Origin of the sequence: Pseudomonas sp. MIACH (genome assembly GCF_001269925.1) — a bacterium.
In the GTDB taxonomy this organism is placed as follows: Bacteria; Pseudomonadota; Gammaproteobacteria; order Pseudomonadales; family Pseudomonadaceae; genus Aquipseudomonas.
Map to the genome: position 1 here is coordinate 226,554 of NZ_LHVO01000058.1, position 18,824 is coordinate 245,377.

General features: G+C 63.9%; 16 protein-coding genes. 1 reads left to right on the plus strand and 15 read right to left on the minus strand.

Annotated features, from left to right (window positions below):
- Positions 1–165: 165 nt before the first annotated feature.
- The 3 genes from AD670_RS25355 to gabT are packed head-to-tail and all read right to left on the minus strand — an operon-like array spanning position 166 to position 2,685.
- On the minus strand, positions 166–654 hold the full coding sequence (locus AD670_RS25355) for an Lrp/AsnC family transcriptional regulator (RefSeq protein WP_010449292.1): 489 nt from the start codon (positions 652–654) through the stop codon (positions 166–168).
- 45 nt (positions 655–699) lie between these two features.
- Entirely contained in the window at positions 700–1,344 is a 645-nt protein-coding gene (locus AD670_RS25360; RefSeq protein WP_053138816.1) for a 2-haloalkanoic acid dehalogenase, read from the minus strand.
- A 48-nt stretch (positions 1,345–1,392) separates the two neighbouring features.
- Positions 1,393–2,685: a 4-aminobutyrate--2-oxoglutarate transaminase gene (gene gabT / locus AD670_RS25365; protein WP_053138819.1), complete on the minus strand. Its 1,293-nt coding sequence runs from the start codon at positions 2,683–2,685 to the stop codon at positions 1,393–1,395.
- A 193-nt stretch (positions 2,686–2,878) separates the two neighbouring features.
- Here gabT and AD670_RS25370 point away from each other — a divergent pair, with 193 nt between their 5' ends.
- Positions 2,879–3,805: a glyoxylate/hydroxypyruvate reductase A gene (locus AD670_RS25370; RefSeq protein ID WP_053138821.1), complete on the plus strand. Its 927-nt coding sequence runs from the start codon at positions 2,879–2,881 to the stop codon at positions 3,803–3,805.
- Positions 3,806–4,031: 226 nt separating this feature from the next.
- Here the strand turns inward: AD670_RS25370 and AD670_RS25375 are convergent, their stop codons facing one another.
- The 12 genes from AD670_RS25375 to AD670_RS25430 form a co-directional block, all read right to left on the minus strand.
- Positions 4,032–5,123 carry a tartrate dehydrogenase gene (locus AD670_RS25375; RefSeq protein ID WP_053138824.1) on the minus strand — a complete coding sequence of 364 codons (1,092 nt, stop codon included), beginning with the start codon at positions 5,121–5,123 and terminating at the stop codon, positions 4,032–4,034.
- A gap of 20 nt (positions 5,124–5,143) precedes the next feature.
- Complete coding sequence (locus tag AD670_RS25380; protein WP_053138827.1) at positions 5,144–6,604, minus strand: NAD-dependent succinate-semialdehyde dehydrogenase; 1,461 nt, start codon at positions 6,602–6,604, stop codon at positions 5,144–5,146.
- A gap of 117 nt (positions 6,605–6,721) precedes the next feature.
- Positions 6,722–7,879 carry an acetylornithine deacetylase gene (gene argE / locus AD670_RS25385; RefSeq protein WP_053138830.1) on the minus strand — a complete coding sequence of 386 codons (1,158 nt, stop codon included), beginning with the start codon at positions 7,877–7,879 and terminating at the stop codon, positions 6,722–6,724.
- Complete coding sequence (locus AD670_RS25390) at positions 7,876–9,030, minus strand: FAD-binding oxidoreductase (RefSeq protein WP_053138833.1); 1,155 nt, start codon at positions 9,028–9,030, stop codon at positions 7,876–7,878. Before AD670_RS25390 ends, argE begins: the two co-directional genes overlap by 4 nt.
- The gene (locus AD670_RS25395) at positions 9,027–10,406 is read right to left on the minus strand and encodes an NAD(P)/FAD-dependent oxidoreductase (RefSeq protein ID WP_053138836.1); all 1,380 of its coding nucleotides are present in this window, start codon (positions 10,404–10,406) and stop codon (positions 9,027–9,029) included. Before AD670_RS25395 ends, AD670_RS25390 begins: the two co-directional genes overlap by 4 nt.
- The gene (locus AD670_RS25400; protein ID WP_053138839.1) at positions 10,388–10,696 is read right to left on the minus strand and encodes a (2Fe-2S)-binding protein; all 309 of its coding nucleotides are present in this window, start codon (positions 10,694–10,696) and stop codon (positions 10,388–10,390) included. The genes AD670_RS25395 and AD670_RS25400 overlap by 19 nt, the downstream gene beginning before the upstream one ends.
- Positions 10,693–12,534 (minus strand): ABC transporter ATP-binding protein, encoded by a 1,842-nt coding sequence (locus AD670_RS25405; RefSeq protein WP_053138841.1) that lies wholly within the window; start codon positions 12,532–12,534, stop codon positions 10,693–10,695. Before AD670_RS25405 ends, AD670_RS25400 begins: the two co-directional genes overlap by 4 nt.
- A gap of 1 nt (position 12,535) precedes the next feature.
- Positions 12,536–13,411 (minus strand): ABC transporter permease, encoded by an 876-nt coding sequence (locus tag AD670_RS25410; RefSeq protein WP_053138844.1) that lies wholly within the window; start codon positions 13,409–13,411, stop codon positions 12,536–12,538.
- Positions 13,408–14,364, minus strand: coding sequence for an ABC transporter permease (locus tag AD670_RS25415; protein WP_053138848.1), 957 nt, complete (start codon positions 14,362–14,364; stop codon positions 13,408–13,410). The genes AD670_RS25410 and AD670_RS25415 overlap by 4 nt, the downstream gene beginning before the upstream one ends.
- A gap of 13 nt (positions 14,365–14,377) precedes the next feature.
- The gene (locus AD670_RS25420) at positions 14,378–16,015 is read right to left on the minus strand and encodes an ABC transporter substrate-binding protein (RefSeq protein WP_053138851.1); all 1,638 of its coding nucleotides are present in this window, start codon (positions 16,013–16,015) and stop codon (positions 14,378–14,380) included.
- Positions 16,016–16,110: 95 nt separating this feature from the next.
- Complete coding sequence (locus tag AD670_RS25425; protein ID WP_053138853.1) at positions 16,111–17,385, minus strand: FAD-binding oxidoreductase; 1,275 nt, start codon at positions 17,383–17,385, stop codon at positions 16,111–16,113.
- Between the two features lie 23 nt (positions 17,386–17,408).
- Entirely contained in the window at positions 17,409–18,077 is a 669-nt protein-coding gene (locus AD670_RS25430; protein WP_053138855.1) for a haloacid dehalogenase type II, read from the minus strand.
- Positions 18,078–18,824 lie beyond the last annotated feature (747 nt).

Genomic DNA, 18,824 nt, shown 5'->3' on the forward strand with positions numbered 1-18,824 from the left:
TTTTGCTTACTTTTGGGCCTCTCCAAAAGTGAGTCGCTGTAAGAGCGAAACCATAAGTGGCCGTGACCGCAGCAACGGATATGTACCCGGTCCAATCCAAAAAAATGGTCGGCCCAGAGGCCGCCATCGGGAGCAAGCCCCCTCCCACAGGAAAGCGAGCGTGTGTCAGTGCCGCAGCAACTTACGCAACGGCACACCATCCTTGAGCACCGGCGACTTGATCACGATATAGCTGAAGTACTTGGAGATACCGATGTTCTTATCCAGCAGGCTCTCAACCACTTCCTGATAGTGCTGGATGCTGCGGGTCATGAAACGCACCAGATAGTCGTAGCCACCACTGATCAGGTGACACTCAAGCACTTCATCCACCAGGCGGATATTCGATTCGAATTTGGCGAAGTCTTCACGCTTGTGGTCGCTGAGGGTGATCTCGGTAAACACCGTGACCGAGTCGGTGATCTTGGCCAGGTTCAAGTGCGCCTTGTAGCTGGAAATATACCCGGCCGACTCCAGCCGCTTGACCCGTTGCAGGCACGGGCTGGCGGACAGGCCCACGGCGTCGGCGAGGCTGACATTGGTCATCCGGCCGTCTTTTTGCAATTCAACCAGAATACTGATGTCGATCCGGTCCAGCTTGACTTGCCCTTCCATTGCGTACCTCTTGACTGCCGTTTGTAAGACAATCTTCTAGCAAAATCAGCGCCGTAAAGACAGCTGATGCTGCGCCACCAGATCCGCCATGCTGTTGATGCAGTAATCCGCCGCGCAAGGCGAAGGCTGCCGCGCCCGGTGGCGGCCGATCAAACAGCGGTCCAGCGCCGCGTGTGCGCCGACCGACGGTCGCGTCACATGCAGCACCGGTTGCAACTGCTCGCCCTGCTCCGTGAGCCATTGCGGGTCTTCGGCCAGGGAAATGAAATCTTCCGGTGCAATCCCCAATCGCTCGCACAACACCCCGCGATCCTCGGCATCGCGGTCGCCACGCACCAGCAGCCGGTAGAACTTGCGCAGGTACAGCATCGCCCCCGGCGCATCCTCGAACAACGACCAATTGCCCGCCGAACGGGCAAAGCTCATGCCCTCCTCCCAACTGGCGTGCAATCCCCAAGCCTCCGCCAGTTGGCGATGGGCAAAACACAACACGCCACTGAAGCCCAGCTCGGCGAAACGCGGATAGAGCTGGGCAACCTGCGAATTGAATTCCGCCAGCACCTGCTCCTTGATCGGCTGCCCGCCACGGCTGTCGAGCAGCGGCTGCAACGCTGTCCACACCCCGGAATCGCGATCCACCAGCACTTCATCGCAATCGATCAGCAACGCTCGATAATCTGTCAGTCCCATGTGGGGTCAAGCCTCCAATGCCGCAGTTGGCCCGTAGCGGGCACAGCCTCAGTTCAAGACCCGTGCCAAGGCGCCGTCGAGGATTTTCAGCGCTTCGTCGACCTGGGCTTCGGTGGTCACCAACGGCGCGAGGAAGCGCAGCACATTGCGATGCACCCCGCATTTGATCACCAGCAAACCACCCGCCCGAGCTGCATCGATCAGCCGTTGGTTGAGGTCGGCATCCGGGGTGCGGGCCGGGTCATCCTTGATCAACTCCATCGCCAACATAAAGCCGGTGCCGCGCACATCGCCGATGCGCGAGTAGCGCGCCTGCAAACCGAGCAAACCCTGGCGCAGGCGCTCGCCCAGTACTTGGCTGCGCGCCAGCAACTGCTCCTGCTCGAACGCATCGATCACCGCCAGCGCCGCCGCACAGGCCAGCGCATTACCGCCGTAGGTGCCGCCCAGCCCGCCGGGCAGTGGTGCATCCATGATGTGCGCCTTGCCGACTACGCCGGACAACGGCAAGCCGCCGGCCAGGCTCTTGGCCACGGTGACCAGGTCGGGCTGGATGCCCGCGTGCTGGAAACCGAACCAGGTGCCGGTGCGACCGAAGCCGGTCTGAATTTCGTCGAGAATCAACACGATGCCATGCTTGTCGGCCAACGCTCGCAGCGCCTGGAGAAACTCAGGGGGTGCGGTGAGGAAACCACCGTCGCCCTGCACCGGTTCGATGATGATCGCAGCCACCCGCTCCGGCGCTACCTGGGTCGCGAACAATTCATCCAGGGCTTTGAGCGCGATGTCGCTGGTCACGCCGCGATAAGCATTCGGGTACGGGGTGTGGAACACCTCCGGTGCAAACGGCCCGAAGTTCTGCTTGTAGGGTTGGCTCATGCCGGTGAGCGTGGTGCCCAGCAACGTGCGCCCGTGGAAACCGCCACGAAAGGCAATGACCGCCGAGCGATTGGTATGGGCGCGGGCGATCTTCACCGCATTTTCCACTGCCTCGGCGCCGGAGGTGAAGAACGCGGCTTTGTACGCGTCCTGGCCGCCGATCATTTCACACAGGCGCTGGGCCAGGTCGAGGTAAGGCTGATAGGCAACCACTTGGAAGCAGGCATGGGAGACCTTCTGCAACTGGGCCTGCACGGCGGCGACCACCTTGGGGTGGTTGTGACCGATGTTGAGCACGCCAATACCGCCGACGAAGTCCAGGTAACGCTTGCCATCCACGTCCCACAACTCGGCGCCCTGGGCACGGTCGATCACCAGCGGGTGCGCGGTCACCAGGCCACGGGGCACGAACTGCTCGCGCTGACGGAGCAAATGAGGGGTTTCGTCGACTTTGCTATTCATGGCATTTCCCATCGTGAGTCCGGCAACCGGAAGGTGGTTGCGATGCTGTCCAGAGTACGACCTGCGGGCAACGAACTACGCCGAACTTGCCCCATGAGAAATTCGGATCAACTGTTTTCGCCCCGCGTTTCAACAGATCCTGCGCCGGGCTTGGGGGATGATGATCGCTACCTTTATCCAGCAGGAAATGCCCATGGCCTTGCTCTACAAAGCTGACCCGGTGCGCGGCCAACACTGGCAGGCACTGTTCGCCCAACACGCACCGGACATCGAATGGCGCGCCTGGCCCGACATCGGCAACCCCGCCGAGGTCGACTACCTGGCCGCCTGGCAGGCGCCGGACGATCTGGCGCACGTGCTGCCCAACCTGAAGGTGTTGTTTGCGTTGTCGGCCGGTGTCGATCAACTGGACCTGGACCGTTTGCCTGCGGGCCTGCCGGTGGTGCGCCTGCTGGATCCGGGCATCACCCGCGGCATGTGCGAATACGCCAGTTGGGCGGTGCTCAGCCTGCACCGCGACATGCTGCGTTACCGTCAGCAGCAGGTTGCGCGCTGTTGGCAGGCGCATCTGTTGCAGCCGGCTGCGAACCGGCGCGTGGGGGTGATGGGCCTGGGAGCCCAGGCCCAGCAGATTCTGGCGACCTTGGCACCGCTGGGCTTTGCCCTGTCCGCCTGGGCGCGCAGTGCGCACCAGGTGCCGGGGGTGGAGTGTTATGCGGGGGAAGCACAACTGCCGGCGTTTCTGAGCCAGTGCGATATTTTGCTGTGCGTGTTGCCGTTGACGGAGCAGACCCAGGGGATTCTGAACCGGCGCTTGTTTGCGCAACTGCCACGGGGGGCGGGGTTGGTGAATATGGGCCGTGGGGGGCACCTGGTTGAAGAGGATTTGCTCGAGGCACTGGAGAGTGGGCAGTTGAGTGGGGCCGTACTGGATGTGCTGCGGGAAGAGCCGGCGGCGCCGGAGCATCCATTCTGGGGGCATCCGCAGGTGTTGTTGACGCCGCATATTGCGGCCATGACCCAGCCGGAGAGTGCGTTTGAGGTGTTGTTGGAGAATATTCGGCGGTTTGAGCGGGGGGAGGAGATGGTGGGTGAGGTGGATCGGTTGCGGGGGTATTGAGTACCTATTCGGTTCCAAGGCCGTCGGTTCCAAGGCCGCAAGAGCAGGCCAAGGTTTACCTGATGTATGCAGATCAAAATGTGGGAGGGGGCTTGCTCCCGATAGCAGTGGGTCAGTACCAGATGCATCTACTGACACTGCCTCATCGGGAGCAAGCCCCCTCCCACAGTTTTAACCGGGTACACCAGGCACAACGCCGGTCGGCTATAAGGCCGCCGCGCGTTGATCAATTCGCCTCAGCCAACCGACTCGCAATGGCCAATCCCACATCCTGAGTCGATCCCCTGCCCCCCAGATCCGGCGTGACCACCCCTTCTGCAATCACCGCCTCAATCGCCCGCAATATCCCATCATGGGCAGCCCGATACCGCCCATCCCCATTGCCCAAGAAGTCCAACATCAACGCCCCCGACCAGATCATCGCAATCGGATTGGCAATGTTCTGCCCGTAAATATCCGGCGCCGATCCATGCACCGGCTCGAACAACGACGGAAACCGCCGCTCCGGATCCAGGTTCGCCGACGGCGCTATCCCGATGGTCCCCGCACACGCCGGCCCCAGGTCCGACAGAATGTCGCCAAACAGATTCGACGCCACCACCACATCAAACCGGTCCGGCTGCAACACAAACCGCGCGCACAAAATATCGATGTGCTGCTTGTCCCAAGCGACCTCGGGATAGTTCGCCGCCATCAATGCCGTGCGCTCATCCCAATACGGCATGCTGATGGACATCCCATTGGACTTGGTCGCCGCCGTCAGCTTCTTGCGCGGACGAGTCTGGGCCAGGTCGAAGGCAAACTTGAGGATGCGGTCGACCCCACGTCGAGTGAACACCGATTCCTGCAGCACAAATTCATGCTCGGTGCCTTCGAACATCTTGCCGCCCACCGAGGAGTATTCACCCTCGGTGTTTTCGCGGATCACCACAAAGTCGATGTCCCCCGGCTTGCGCCCGGCCAGTGGGCACGGCACGCCGGGAAACAGGCGCACCGGGCGGATGTTCACGTATTGGTCGAAGTCGCGGCGGAACTTGAGCAGCGAGCCCCACAGGGAAATATGGTCCGGGACTTTGTCCGGCCAGCCCACGGCGCCGAAGTAGATCGCGTCAAAGCCCTTGAGCTGCTCGAACCAGTCCTCGGGCATCATCTGCCCGTGTTCCAGGTAGTAATCGCAGTGGGCCCAGTCGAGCACTTCGATGCTCAGGTTCAGGTCCCAGATCCTGGCAGCCTGTTCAAGTACCCGCAGCCCTTCGGGCAGCACTTCCTTGCCGATGCCATCGCCGGCAATCGCGGCGATTCTGAATGCCTTGCTCATGGTGCGTGCCTCGCAAAAATTCAGTTCAAGCCGCCGATATGGAAGGCTTTGACTTCAAGGTATTCGTCCAGGCCGTACTTGCTGCCCTCGCGTCCCAGGCCCGATTGCTTGATGCCGCCGAACGGCGCGACTTCCATCGAGATGATCCCGGTGTTGAGCCCGACCATGCCGAACTCCAGCGCCTCGCCAAAGCGCCACGAACGCTGCAGGTCCTGGGTGAAATAGTAGGCGCCCAGGCCGTACGGGGTGGCGTTGGCCAGGGCGAGGGCCTGGGCTTCGTCGGTAAAGCGCATCAGCGGTGCCACAGGGCCGAAGGTTTCTTCATTGGCCAGCAACATGCCGGCGTGGGTGTCGCCGAGGACCGTGGGTTGCACGAACTGGCTGTCGCCGCTGGGGACTGCGCCGCACAGCAACTGGGCACCCTGGCTCAGGGCGTCGTCGATATGCCGCGCGACTTTGTTCACCGCTGCGGGGTTGATCAGCGGGCCGATGGTCACGCCGTCTTCCAGACCATTGCCGACCTTGAGCTTGCCCACCTCTTCCACCAGCCGCGCCGCGAAACGCGCGTAGATACCGTCCTGCACCAGGATACGGTTGGCGCACACGCAGGTTTGCCCGGCGTTGCGGAACTTGCTGAGCATCACCCCGGCCACCGCCTGCTCCAGGTCGGCGTCATCGAACACGATAAACGGCGCATTGCCGCCCAGTTCCAGGCTCAAGCGCTTGATGTGCTCGGCGCTCTGGCGCATCAACAGGCGGCCGACGGCGGTGGAGCCGGTAAAGGAAATCTTGCGCACCGCCGGGTTGCCGGTCAGCTCTTCGCCAATGCCGGCGGGCAAGCCGGTGATCACATTGAACACCCCGGCCGGAATGCCGACGCGCTCGGCCAGCACCGCCAGGGCCAGGGCCGACAGCGGCGTGAGGTCCGAGGGTTTGACGATGATCGGGCAACCGGCGGCCAGCGCCGGTGCGCATTTGCGCGTGATCATCGCGTTGGGGAAATTCCACGGGGTGATGGCGGCGCATACACCCACCGGTTGCTTGAGGGTCAGCAAACGGCGATCACCACTGGGTGCGGGCATGGTTTCGCCGTAGACCCGGCGCGCTTCCTCGGCGAACCATTTGACGAAACCGGCACCGTAGCGCACTTCGCCACGGGCTTCGTTCAGCGGCTTGCCCTGCTCGCAGGTCATGATCAGCGCCAGGTCATCGAGGTTGTCGATCATCGCCTGGTACCAGCGCTCCAGCAGCGCCGCGCGTTCGGCGGCCGGACGGGCGCGCCAGGCAGGCCAGGCAAGCTCGGCGGCTTCGATGGCGCGGCGGGTGTCCACCGCGTCCATGGCCGGCACCTGGGCAATCAAGTGGCCGGTGGCGGGATCGCGGATGTCCAGGGTGGCGCCGCTGTCAGCAGCGATCCACTGGCCATCTACGTAGGCGAGTTCAGCCAGCAGGCTGGGGTCTTGCAAGCGATTCTTGAGCATGGTCGAGTCCTGATCCGAGACACGCTCCAGTCTAGGGAGGTGCCACAAACGAGGATGCCGAAAGCGCGGTTAAAGCAGCGTGCCGTGCTGAAATTCACCCCAGGACGGCAGGCTCTGCTAGGCCGTCAGCGAACCGAGCAAGCCTTGCAAAAAGCGCTCGCCGGCGTCCATCTGGCTGATCTCGATAAACTCGTCGGGCTTGTGCGCCTGCTCGATGGAACCCGGCCCGCACACCACCACCGGTACGTCCAGGCGCTGCTTGAACAGGCCGCCTTCGGTGCCGAACGAGACCTTGGACGTGCCGGTGCCCGGCGCGGCGAATTGCTTGAGAAAGCGCACCGCCTCGACGCTGGGATGGGTGTCGAGGCCGGGATAGACATTGATCGTTTCGATCTCGATGGCCGCCACGTTGGACAGCTTCTGCGCCTCACGCACGATCACCTCGGCGCGCTCGCGCATCTGCTCCAGGAAGGCGTCCAGGTCGTCCGCCGGCAGGTTGCGCACTTCGAAGTCCAGGGTGCACAGGTTGGGCACGATATTCAGCGCCTTGCCGCCGACAATCTGGCCAACATGCACGGTGCTGTAGGGCACGTCATAGTCGTTGTCCTGGGCACCATGGCGCTGCAACTGCTGCTGGCTGTCACGCAGGGCGGCGATAAAGTCACAGGCCACGTGGATGGCGTTGACCGAACGCGGCGCCAGGGATGAATGCGCTTCCTGGCCCCGGCAGTACGTGCGGTAGGACCCCTTGCCCTTGTGGCCGAGTACAAACTGCATGTTGGTCGGCTCACCGATCACACACAGAAACGGCCGCATCGGTGCCAGATGCAGCACGTCAAGCAAACGCCGCACGCCGACGCAGCCGATCTCTTCGTCATGGGACAGGGCCAGTTGCAGCGGGCGGTTCAGGCTGTGGTCGGCGGCGTCCAGCATGGCGTCGATGGCCAGGGCGATAAAGCCCTTCATGTCGCAGCTGCCACGCCCATAAATGCGCCCGTCCTGCACGGTGGCGGCGAAGGCGGGAAAGGTCCAGGCCTGCCCCGCCGCCGGCACCACGTCGGTGTGCCCGGACAGCAGCACGCCGGGCTGTTCCTTGGGCCCGGTGCTGGCGAACAGGTTGGCTTTCTTGCCGCTTGGGTCCTTGACGATCAGCGACTCGATGCCCTTGCTCAGCAGCAGGTCGCGCACATATTCAATCAAGGCCATGTTCGACTCCGATGACACGGTGTCGAAGGCCATCAGCTGTTTCAGAATCGCCAATACGCGGGGTTTCATGAGGCCTGGCTCCGTTGCTCGGCAGGTGGGGCGAACCGGGTGATGGAGAACGGCTCGATCGGGGTGCTGGTGCTGCCGGTGGCGAGCAGCTCGGCCATCACATCGCCGACGCCCGGGCCAAGCTGGAAACCGTGGCCGCAGAACCCGAAGGCATAGAACAGCCCGTCAACCGTACCGCTGGGGCCCATCACCGGCAGCGAGTCCGGCAGGTAGCCTTCGATGCCGCTCCACACGCGGATGATGTTCAGATTGCCGACGCCCGGCAGCAGGCGGCGCATCTGGCTGACCTGGTTGAGGATGCTGCGCGGTTCCACGTAGGCGCGGCGGTTGAGCATATCCGGCTTGCTGCGGTAGCCGCCGCCGATGACGATATTGCCCCGGGGAATCTGGCGGAAGTAGATCACCTCTTCGGGCACTTTGGTGTACACGCCAATCACGGTGGGCAAGGCATAAGGCACCGGCTCGGTCACGGCCATTTGCGGGCCGTGGGTGTCCAGCGGTACCGGTTCGCCGAACTGCGCCGAGAGCTTCTGGCCCCAGGCGCCGGCGGTGATCAACAGTTGCGCGGCGTGGAACTGGCGGCCGTCGGTGGTGGTGACCTGGAAGTCGGCGCCGACTTTCTGCACCTCGGCCACTTCGGTGCGTTCTTCGATCTGCGCGCCCAGGCGCCGGGCGGCACGGGCAAACGCCGGCGCGGCCAGGCGCGGGTTGGCATGGCCGTCGTGGGGCGCGTAGGAGCCACCCTTGACGTCCGGGCCGAGGAAGCCGAAGCGTTGATGCAGTTCGGCGCCACGATAAATCTTCAGGTCCAGTTGTTGCGCTTCTGGTGCGGCGGCGTAGGCCTCAAGCTCGGCGATTTCATCTTCGCGGTAACACACACGCATATGCCCGCTGGGGATGAATTCCAGGTCGTCGTCGATCAGTTCCGGCAGGCGTTTCCACAGCGCCCACGAGCGGTTGGCCAGGGCCAACTGGCCGAGGAAGCGCCCTTGCCGGCGCACATTGCCGAAGTTGACGCCGCTGGCGTATTGGCCGATCTGGTCGCGCTCCAGCAGGATCACCGACTGCCCGCGACGGCGCAGAAAAAACGCGGTTGCCGAGCCCATCACACCCCCGCCGACAATCACCACATCGGCTTTTTGCACGCTCATGACGAGACCTCCTCGGTGATCAACATCGACAACGGTTTGACCGGCGCCTGGCCGCGCTGGCGCCCGACCTCCTGCACCGGCACGCCGGCAGCGGCGGCGATCACTTCGGCCCCGGCCTGGGAGCAGTAACGCCCCTGGCAACGACCCATGCCCACGCGGCTGAACGCCTTGGCGCGATTGACTTCGCAGGCGCCCTTATCTTTCACCGTGCGGCGCAACTCGCCGGCGCTGATCATCTCGCAGCGGCACACGATGGCGCTGTCCGGCAACGCCTTGGCCTGTTCGCTCGGCCAGGGGAACGCCTGGGCCAGGCCCAGGCGGAATTGCTCCATCACCGCCAGGGCCTGCTGTTGTTCATCCCGCAGGCCGGCGTCGACCGGGTGTTGCAGGTCTTCCAGCAGCGCCAGCGCCACCAGGCGCCCGGCGTGCTCGGCGGCATCGGCGCCGCGAATTTTCGCACCATCACCGGCCGCGTACACGCCCTTGACCGAGGTGCGTCCGGCGTCATCCGTGGCCAGCCACCATTGGCTCGATGCCTCATCGAACGCCATGCGACAGCCGGCCAGGTCACCCAGCTGGGTTTCCGGGCGCAGGTGGTAACCCAGCGCAACGGCATCGGCCTGCACCGTGACGGCCTGCCCGTTGCCGGTGGCGAAGCGCACACCGCTCACGCCATTGGCCGCGTCGCCCATCACTTGCAGCGGCTTGACCCCCAGGTGCACCGCCACCTTGGCGCGGTACAGTTGCGCCAATAGCTTGATCCCGGTGAACAGCACGCCGGGCCGCGCCAGCAGTTTGGGCAAGGCTTTCAGACGCAGGCTCAAGGCTGAGGTGTCGAGCACCGCCGCCACTTCGGCGCCGGCCTTCACATACTGGCTGGCGACCAGGTACAGCAACGGCCCGCTGCCCATGAACACCACGCGATGGCCGATGGACACGGCCTGGTTTTTCAAGGCGATCTGCGCCCCGCCCAGGCTGTAGGTGCCCGCCAGTTGCCAGCCCTCGATGGGCATCAGGCGGTCGGTGGCGCCGGTGCAGAGGATCAGTGCGTCGTAATCCACCGTGGTGTGGCGGCCCTGGCTCACGCAGCACAGTTGCCCTGGCGTGAGGTTCCACACCAGGGTGTCGGGGCGGTAGTCGATGGCGTCGCGCAGGCGGTCGAAACTCTGGTGCAGCGCCTGGGCCTTGGCGGCCTCGCTGCCGTACAGGGTCGCGTAGTTGCGAGTGAAGCCTTCTGGCTGACGCCGGTAGATCTGGCCGCCGTCGCGGCGGTTTTCATCGATCAGGATCGGTTTGATCCCGGCCGCCAGCAGGGTTTCGGCGCAGCGCACCCCGGCCGGTCCGGCGCCCACAATAACTACCCGTGCAGTGGCCATGTCGCCTCCGGTTGTGTGGTAACGATGTCCAGCCCGTCACGGACTTCATTGGAACAGGCGCGCAGGCGTTCGCCGCTGCGGGTCCACACCCAGCAATCCTGGCACGCGCCCATCAGGCAGAAACCGGCACGGCGGCCGCTGTCGAATTCCGACTGGCGCAGCGCGTTGCCCTGGGTCAGCAGCGCGACCATCAAGGTGTCGCCCTGCAGGGCTTGGACGGCGGCGCCGTCCACGGTCAGGCTGACCGTCGGCCGGCCCTGTTCGGCCAACCTCACAAAACGCCCGTTCATGCATAGGCTCCCAAGGTCATGGTCGTAACGCCCTGCTGGGTATTCAGCAACTGGGCGCTGTCGTGGTGGCAAAGGATTTCACCGCCGCTGTCCAGGCTGCGACGGCTCGGCGCGGTGCGGTTGCACAGGCCGTCGACGCGCACCGGGCAGCGATTGAGGAAGGTGCACAGTTCCGGCACGTTGGCCCGCTCGCCAATCGCTGGCAGCACCTCGGACGCGGTGCCGCAGCTTTCCAGCCAGCCCTGGCGCAACTCGGGCACCGAGTGAATCAACAGGTCGGTGTAGGGGTGGAACGGCGGCTCGGCAAACGACTCGCGGCTGCCGGCCTGGACCTTGTGGCCGCTGTACATCACCACAATGTCATCGCATAACGCACGCACGGTGGAGATGTCGTGGCTGATAAACAGGTACGACACCCCCAATTGCTGGCGCAGGTCGCGCAGCAGTTCGAGGATCGCTGCGCCCACCACGGTGTCGAGGGCCGAGGTCACTTCATCGCAAAGGATCAGGTCGGGTTTGGCCGCCAGCGCGCGGGCCAGGTTGACCCGCTGCTTTTGCCCGCCGGACAACTCATTCGGGCGCCGTTCGGCGAGGTCGCGGGGCAGGCGCACCAGGTCGAGCAGTTCGCCGATGCGGGTTTGCAGCGCCGTGCCTTTGAGGCCGAAATACATTTTCAACGGTCGACCGATGATGGCCGCCACGCTGTGCATGGGGTTGAGCGCGGTGTCGGCGTTCTGGAACACCATCTGGATCCGGCGGAACTGTTCCGGGGTGCGCTCGGCGAGGCTGCCGCCCAAGGGTTGCCCGTCGAAAGCCAGGCCGCCGAGGGCCGGGGTCAACAACCCCGCCACCACCCGGGCCAGGGTGGATTTACCCGAGCCCGACTCGCCGATCACGCCGATGGCCTGGCCACGGCGCACGGTGAGGTCGATGTCTTCAAGGACCCGAATCGACGGCATGCCGTGCAGGTTCTTGTTGCCGTAGCCAGCGGTGAGGCCGGTGATGGTCAGCAGCGGTACCTCCCCGGCGACGCCGCAGGGCGGGCGAATGGTGGTGTCGGGCCGTGCGGCGGCCAGCAGGCTGCGGGTGTAGGCGTGGGTCGGGGCGTTAAGCAACGGTGCGGTGGCGCTTTGCTCGAGGATCTGACCACCGTTGAGCACCACGATCTGGTCGGCCATTTGCGCCACCACCGCCAGGTCGTGGGACACGTACACCGCCGTGGCACCGCGCTCGCGCACCACGCGTTTGAAGGCGCGCAGCACGTCGATCTGGGTGGTCACGTCCAGGGCGGTGGTCGGCTCGTCGAGCACCACCAGCAGCGGGTCACTGATCAGCGCCATCGCCGCCATCACCCGTTGCAGCTGCCCGCCGGAGACCTGGTGCGGGTAGCGCTGGCCGATGCGTTCCGGGCCCGGCAACGCCAGGTCGCGGAACAGTCCGATGGCCTTGGCGTGCAGCTCGGCCCGAGTGCCCAGGCCATGGATCAGCGCGCCCTCTATCACCTGGTCAATGAGCCGTTTGGCCGGGTTGAACGCTGCTGCGGCGCTTTGCGCGATATAGGACACGCGGTTGCCGCGCAGGCCTTGCAGTTGGTGTTCGCTCAGGGCGAGCATGTCGTGCTCGCCGACCTGCACCACCCCGCCGGACAAACGACAGCCACGCCGTGCATACCCCAGCAGGGCCAGGGCGATGGTGGTCTTGCCCGAGCCGGACTCGCCGATCAACGCCAGCACTTCACCTTGTTTCAGGGCAAAGCTCACGCCCTTGACGATTTCCACCTCGCCGCGCTCGCCACAGGCGACCACGCGCAGGTCTTCGACGCGAATCAATTCAGTCATTTCAATGGCCTCCCGTGCGTCGACTACGTCGCGACGACAGATAGTCGATCAGCAGATTCACGCCGATGGTCAGCGTGCCGATGGCCAGCGCCGGAATGATGATGGCCAGCGCGCCCTGGTTAAGGCCGCCGATGTTTTCCCGCACCAGCGAGCCGAGGTCGGCGTCCGGCGGTTGCACGCCCAGGCCAAGGAAACTCATGCCACTGAGCAACAGCACGATGTAGCCGAAACGCAGGCCCAGGTCGGTCAGGACCGGGTTGAGCATGTTCGGCAGGATCTCCATGCACGCCACGTACAACCGGCGCTCGCCACGGGTGCGCGCGACCTGCACGTACTCCAGGGCTTCGATATTGACCGCCATGCTGCGGGCGACGCGGAAGGAGCCGGGGATATAGCTGATCACGGCCGTACAGATCAGCAACGTCACCGATGAGCCAAAGGCCGAGACCATGATCAACGCAAGCATTTTGCTCGGGATCGAGATGAAGGCGTCCATGATGCGGCTGATGATTTCGTCCAGCCACTTGGGCGAGACCACCGACAACAGCGCACACCCGGTGCCGAAGGTGCTGGCCAGTAACGCCGCCACCAGCGCCAGCCCGACGGTGAACCGCGCGCCCACCAGCACCCGGCTGAGCATGTCGCGGCCCAGGTAATCGGTGCCGAATGGATGCGCGAGGCTGAAGCCTTCGAAGATGTTATCGGACACCACCTCCCCCACCGGGTGAGGCGCCAGCCACGGGCCGAGCAGCGCCACCAGCAGCCAGGCGACGCATACCACGCCGCCCAACAGCCCCAGCCACGACGGGCCGCTGGACACCTTGGCGAGTGCCAGGGCGGAGGAAACAGGCTTGGATTTCGCAATGAGGTTGTTCATTGGTTTCTCAGCCTCGGATTGGACAGGATCGCGCACAGGTCGGCGAGCAGCACCAGGCCCAGGTACGCCGCGCAAAACAACATGGTGCACGCCTGCACCAGCGCCATGTCGCGGTTGGTCACGGCATCGACCATCAAGCTGGCAATGCCGGGGTAGTTGAAGATGGTTTCGACGATCACCACCCCGCCCAACAGGTACGACAGGCTCAGGGCGATGGCATTGGCAATCGGCCCGATCGCATTGGGCAAGGCATGGCGCAGCACGATGCGGATCGGGCTGACGCCTTTGAGGCGGGCCATTTCCACGTAGGGGCTGTCGAGCTGGTCGATCACGGCAGCGCGGGTCATGCGCGCCATTTGCGCGACGATCACGCAACACAGCGTCATCACCGGCAAGGCATAGGTGCGCAGAAATTGCAGCGGTGAACTGATGTCGCTGGCATACGAGAGGGCCGACAACCAACCGAGGTTGACCGCGAAAATCAGCACCGCCAGGGTCGCCACCAGGAATTCCGGCACCGCGACCATCGCCAGGGTGATAAAGCTCAGGCAACTGTCGATGCGCCCGCCCCGACCCATCGCCGAACCGATACCGAGTACCAGCGCCACCGGCACCGAGACCAGCGCCGTGGCGCCCGCCAGCATCAGGGTGTTGGGCACCCGGCCCGCCATCAGCTCACCGACCGGCATGGCGTTGGAGACCGACACGCCCATGTCGCCAGTGAGCAGGCTCATCAACCAGTGCAGGTAACGCAACACACCGGGCTGGTCCAACCCCAGTTTCAGGCGCAGGGCCGCCACCTGTTCAGGGGTCGCGAACTGGCCCAGGGATTGTTGCGCCGCGTCCCCCGGCAGTACCGCCGTGATCGCAAACACGACCATGGACACGATCAACAAGGTCAAGGCCCCGGCGCCGAAGCGCCGGCCGATCAACCACAGTGTATTGCTATTCATCCCACGACCCTCCTCAAGCGTCCAACCACACCTGCTCGGCAAACATGTAGCCCATGAAACCGCCCAGTGGGTTGCTGTCGTAGCCTTTGATGCGCTGGTCGACGCCGTCGATATTGCTGATGAACACCGGCACGCCGATGCCGCAGTGGTCGTGCACCAGGACCTGCATGTCGCCATACATCTTGGCGCGCTTGGCGTCGTCGGTTTCGCCACGGGCCAGCATCAGCAACTGGTCGAACTGCTCGTTCTGCCAGCCGGACTCGTTCCACGGCGCCTTGGACTGGAAGAACTGCGAGAACATCACGTCAGCATTCGGCCGGGGGTTGATGTTGCCGAAGCTCAGCGGGTGCTTCATCCAGTGGTTGGACCAGTAGCCATCGCTCGGCAGGCGGTTGACGTCGAGCTTGAGCCCGGCCTGCTTGGCCGACTGCTGCAAGAGCACGGCGATGTCCACCGAACCGGTGGCGGCAGGCGAGGCCATCACGGGCATGGTGATGCTTTCCATGCCGGCTTTCTTCAGCAGGAACTTGGCTTTTTCCGGGTCGTAGACCGTCTGCGGCAAGTCGGTATTGAAGTAGCGCGAACCCGGCGCAATCGGGTGGTCGTTGCCCACCACCGCAAAGCCACGGAATACGGCGGACTTGACCTGCTCACGGTCGAGCAGCAGTTTCATCGCCTGGGTAAATTCCGGGCTTTTGCCGGGCAGTTGGTCTTGTCGGATGATCAAGTCAGTGTAGTTGCCCGACGGCGCGTCGACGACGCGATGCTTGGCACTGGCCTTGATGCGCGTGGTGGAGCGCGGGTTGACCTCGTTGATCATGTGCACATCGCCCGACAGCAGCGCATTTACCCGCGATGGCTCGTCGGCAATCGCGATGAACTCGATCTCGTCGAGGTACGGCAGGCCCGGTTTCCAGTAGTTCTTGTTGCGCACCGCAATCGAACGCACGCCTGGCTTGAACTCGCCCACGGTGAACGGTCCGGTGCCGATGCCTTTACTGAAGTCGCTGGTGCCCTCGGGGACGATCAACAGGTGCGACACTGCGAGGATCGACGGCAACTCGGCGTTGGCCGCGCTGAGGCGGATCTGCACTTCGTTCGGCCCGCTGGCCTTGATCTCGGCGAACTGCTCCATCAACGGCATGACCTTGGAACCGGTCAGCGGGTCTTTGTGGCGGTTCAGGGAGAACACCACGTCGGCGGCGGTCAGGGCCTTGCCGTTGTGGAAGGTCACGTCCTTGCGCAGGGTGATGGTCCAGACGGTGGCGTCGGTGTTGTCGATGCGCTCGGCCAGTTCCAGTTGCGGCACCAGGTGCTTATCGAAGCGGGTCAGGCCGTTGTAGAACATGTAGTGGCGCACATAGTCGGTGGACAGCGCGCCCTTGGCCGGGTCGAGGGTATCGGCGGTGGAGCTGGACATGCCGGCCACGCGGATCTTGCCGCCTGGCTTGCCTTTGCCGGCCACGGCGGCCTCGTCGGCGAACAGCTTGCCGGCGGCGCCGAACAGGCTGCCGGCACCAGCGGCGGCCACCCCAGCCACGCCCAGCATCTGCAGGGCGTTGCGGCGCGACATGCCACGGTTGAGACTTTCGAAGACCCGCAGGCTGTCCTGGCCGGAGATGAGCTCGGGGGTGTTTTTGTTGTCAGTCATAGCAAGGCTACCTGTCGATAATCGGAAGAATCGAGTGCTCACGGATGTCCGGAGCGTCCTGGAAACGCAAACGACGGTGACGCAACAACGGCAACTCAGTGCAGATAGTCCTGGAAGCGGTAGTAAGCCCCCACGAAGGGCAGGAACCAGGGCTTGCCGAAATGCCCGACGATTGCCGGCCATTCCAGTTCGCGCCAAGGGTTGGCGGCCGCATTACCGGCCATCACTTCGGCCATGACCTGGCCCATGTGCACCGACATCTGCACGCCATGGCCGCTGTAGCCCATGGAGTGGAATACGCCGCCATGCTGGCCGGCGCGGGGCAGGCGGTCGGACGTCATGTCCACCAGGCCACCCCAGCAGTAGTCGATCTTCACGTGCGCCAACTGCGGGAACATGTTCAGCATCGCCGCTTGCAGTACCTTGCCGCTCTTGGCGTCGGAGACACTGTCGGACATCGCAAACCGCGCACGTCCGCCAAACAGCAGGCGGTTGTCCGGGGTCAGGCGAAAGTAGTTGCCGATCATGCGGCTGGTCACATAGGCGCGATGTTGCGGCAGCAACTGGTTGATCAGCGTCTGGGGCAAGACTTCGGTGGCGATGACAAAACTGCCCACCGGCACAATCCTGCGGCGGTACCAACCCAGGTCGCCATGCTGGCAGGCACCGGTTGCCAGCAGGACTTGCCCGGCGTGCAGGGAACCCTTGGCGGTGTTGACCTGATAGCCGCCGGCCTGGGCCTTCCAATCCTTGACGGGGGTGTGCTCGTAGATCATCGCACCACGCCGCGCCGCCGCTTCGGCCAAGCCGACGCCGAAGCGGCCGACATGCATCTGCACGCCGTTGCGTTGCAGCAGGCCGCCATGAAACTGCGCCGAATTGACTTCAGCATGGGTCTGCTCGGCGCTGAGCAACTCGACATCGGCATCCACCTCCTGGCGGATCAGCTCGCAGGTGCGGGCCAGGCCTTCGTAGTGCATCGGCTTGGCCGCCAGCTTGAGCTTGCCGTTGCGCACCAGGTCGCAGGCAATGCCTTCCTGCTCGACCAGTGACACCACGGTGTGCACGGCACTTTCATAGGCCTGGTAATAGGCGCGCGCCTTGGCGGCACCGATGCTGGCGTGCAACCCGGCGTAATCCTGAGCCACCCCGGTGTTGCACTGCCCACCGTTGCGTCCCGAGGCCTCGCCGATCACCCGCCCGGCGTCGAGCACCACCACACTGGCGCCCTTGAGCGCCAACGCCCGCGCTGCCGCCAGGCCGGTGAACCCACCGCCGACCACAGCCACATCGACCTGCTTGGGCAAGCCGCCCAGCTGGGCACCGGTAAACGCCGGTGCGGTGTCGAGCCAATAGGATTCACTGCCCATGTCTTGCCCTCAGAGGTGTGCGGTTACAGACCGACCAGCGCCGGCAGCCCACCGATATCGGGGATCTGCTGGTAACTGTAGAACGCGTTGCCCGGCACTTCGTGGCCACGGGCGACGAAGGCTTTGTTTTTGATCTTCATGTCATGGGCCGGCATCAGGTCGTAACGGAAGCTGGAAGACACATGCAAGATGTCTTCCGGGCCGCAACCGAGGTTGTCGAGCATGAATTCAAACGCGGCCAGGCGCGGCTTGTAGGCCTGGGCCTGCTCGGCGGTGAACACCTTGTGGAACGGCGCGCCGAGCTTGTCGACGTTGGACATGATCTGACTGTCGCTGGCATTGGAGAAGATCACCAGGGGAATCTTGTCGGCAATTTTCGACAGCCCGGCCGGCACGTCTGCATGAGGGCCCCAGGTCGGCACGGCGTCGTAATACAGCTGGCCTTCCTCGCGATAGTCGATACCCCAGCGTTTGCAGGTACGGGCCAGGGCGGTCTTGAGGATTTCATCGTAGGGGCGCCAGTCGCCCATGACCTGGTCGAGGCGGTAGGCCGAGAAGTCTTTGACGAACTGGTCCATTTGTTCAGGCTTGATGCGATCAGCGAACAGCTCGCGGGTCATGGTGCCCATATGGAAGTTGGTCAGCGTACCGTAGCAGTCGAACGTAATGAATTTGGGACGAAGAAAGCTCATTGAGTGCGGTCCTGAAGTTCGTTGAGTGTGACAAGCGTTCGCTGCCCTGGCGGCGCGTCGGCCTCGTTGCAGCACAGGTTCATTACACCACTGTGAAATCAGCATATGCCGTCTAAAAAGACCTGCGCTCAATACAAACCACCGTTTTGGTGGCCGGGCTCAGCAGACTTTGCGGTGCGCGCCAGGCTTGGGCAGGGCCAGTGTTTGTGCGCTTTTAGGGGGCTTTTGGGGGTGCAGAGGCTTAAGCACGGGGGTGGGGGCGGCAGAAAGTGTGGCTGGTTGAATTGTGGGAGGGGGCTTGGTTCCGTGGCGGCCTTTGGGCCGACCATGTCGTTGGCTTTGAGCGCGTACATATCCGTTGCTGCGGTAACGTCGGCTATGGGTTCCGCCCTTACGGCGGGTCACTTTGGAAAAGCCCCAAAGTAACCAAAAGGCTCTTGCCCCACCACTCGGTACCTCGCCTAGGCTCGGTATGCCCGAACGCAGGCTTGAATCCGTGGGCCGCCGTCATGGGCCATCCTTGGCCCAGGACGGCTAACCCGGCGTCCTGCCGGGTTACCCACGGATTCAAGCCTGCGTTCGGCCAGCGTGGTTAACGGGGCGCCTGAGATCAAGATCAAAAGCCAGAGCCAGAGCCAGAGCCAGAGCCAGAGCCAGAGCCAGAGCCAGAGCCAGAGCCAGAGCCAGAGCCAGAGCAGATCAAAAGATTGCTGACTTCGTCAGCGGTTAAGGAAGTAGAAGCCACAC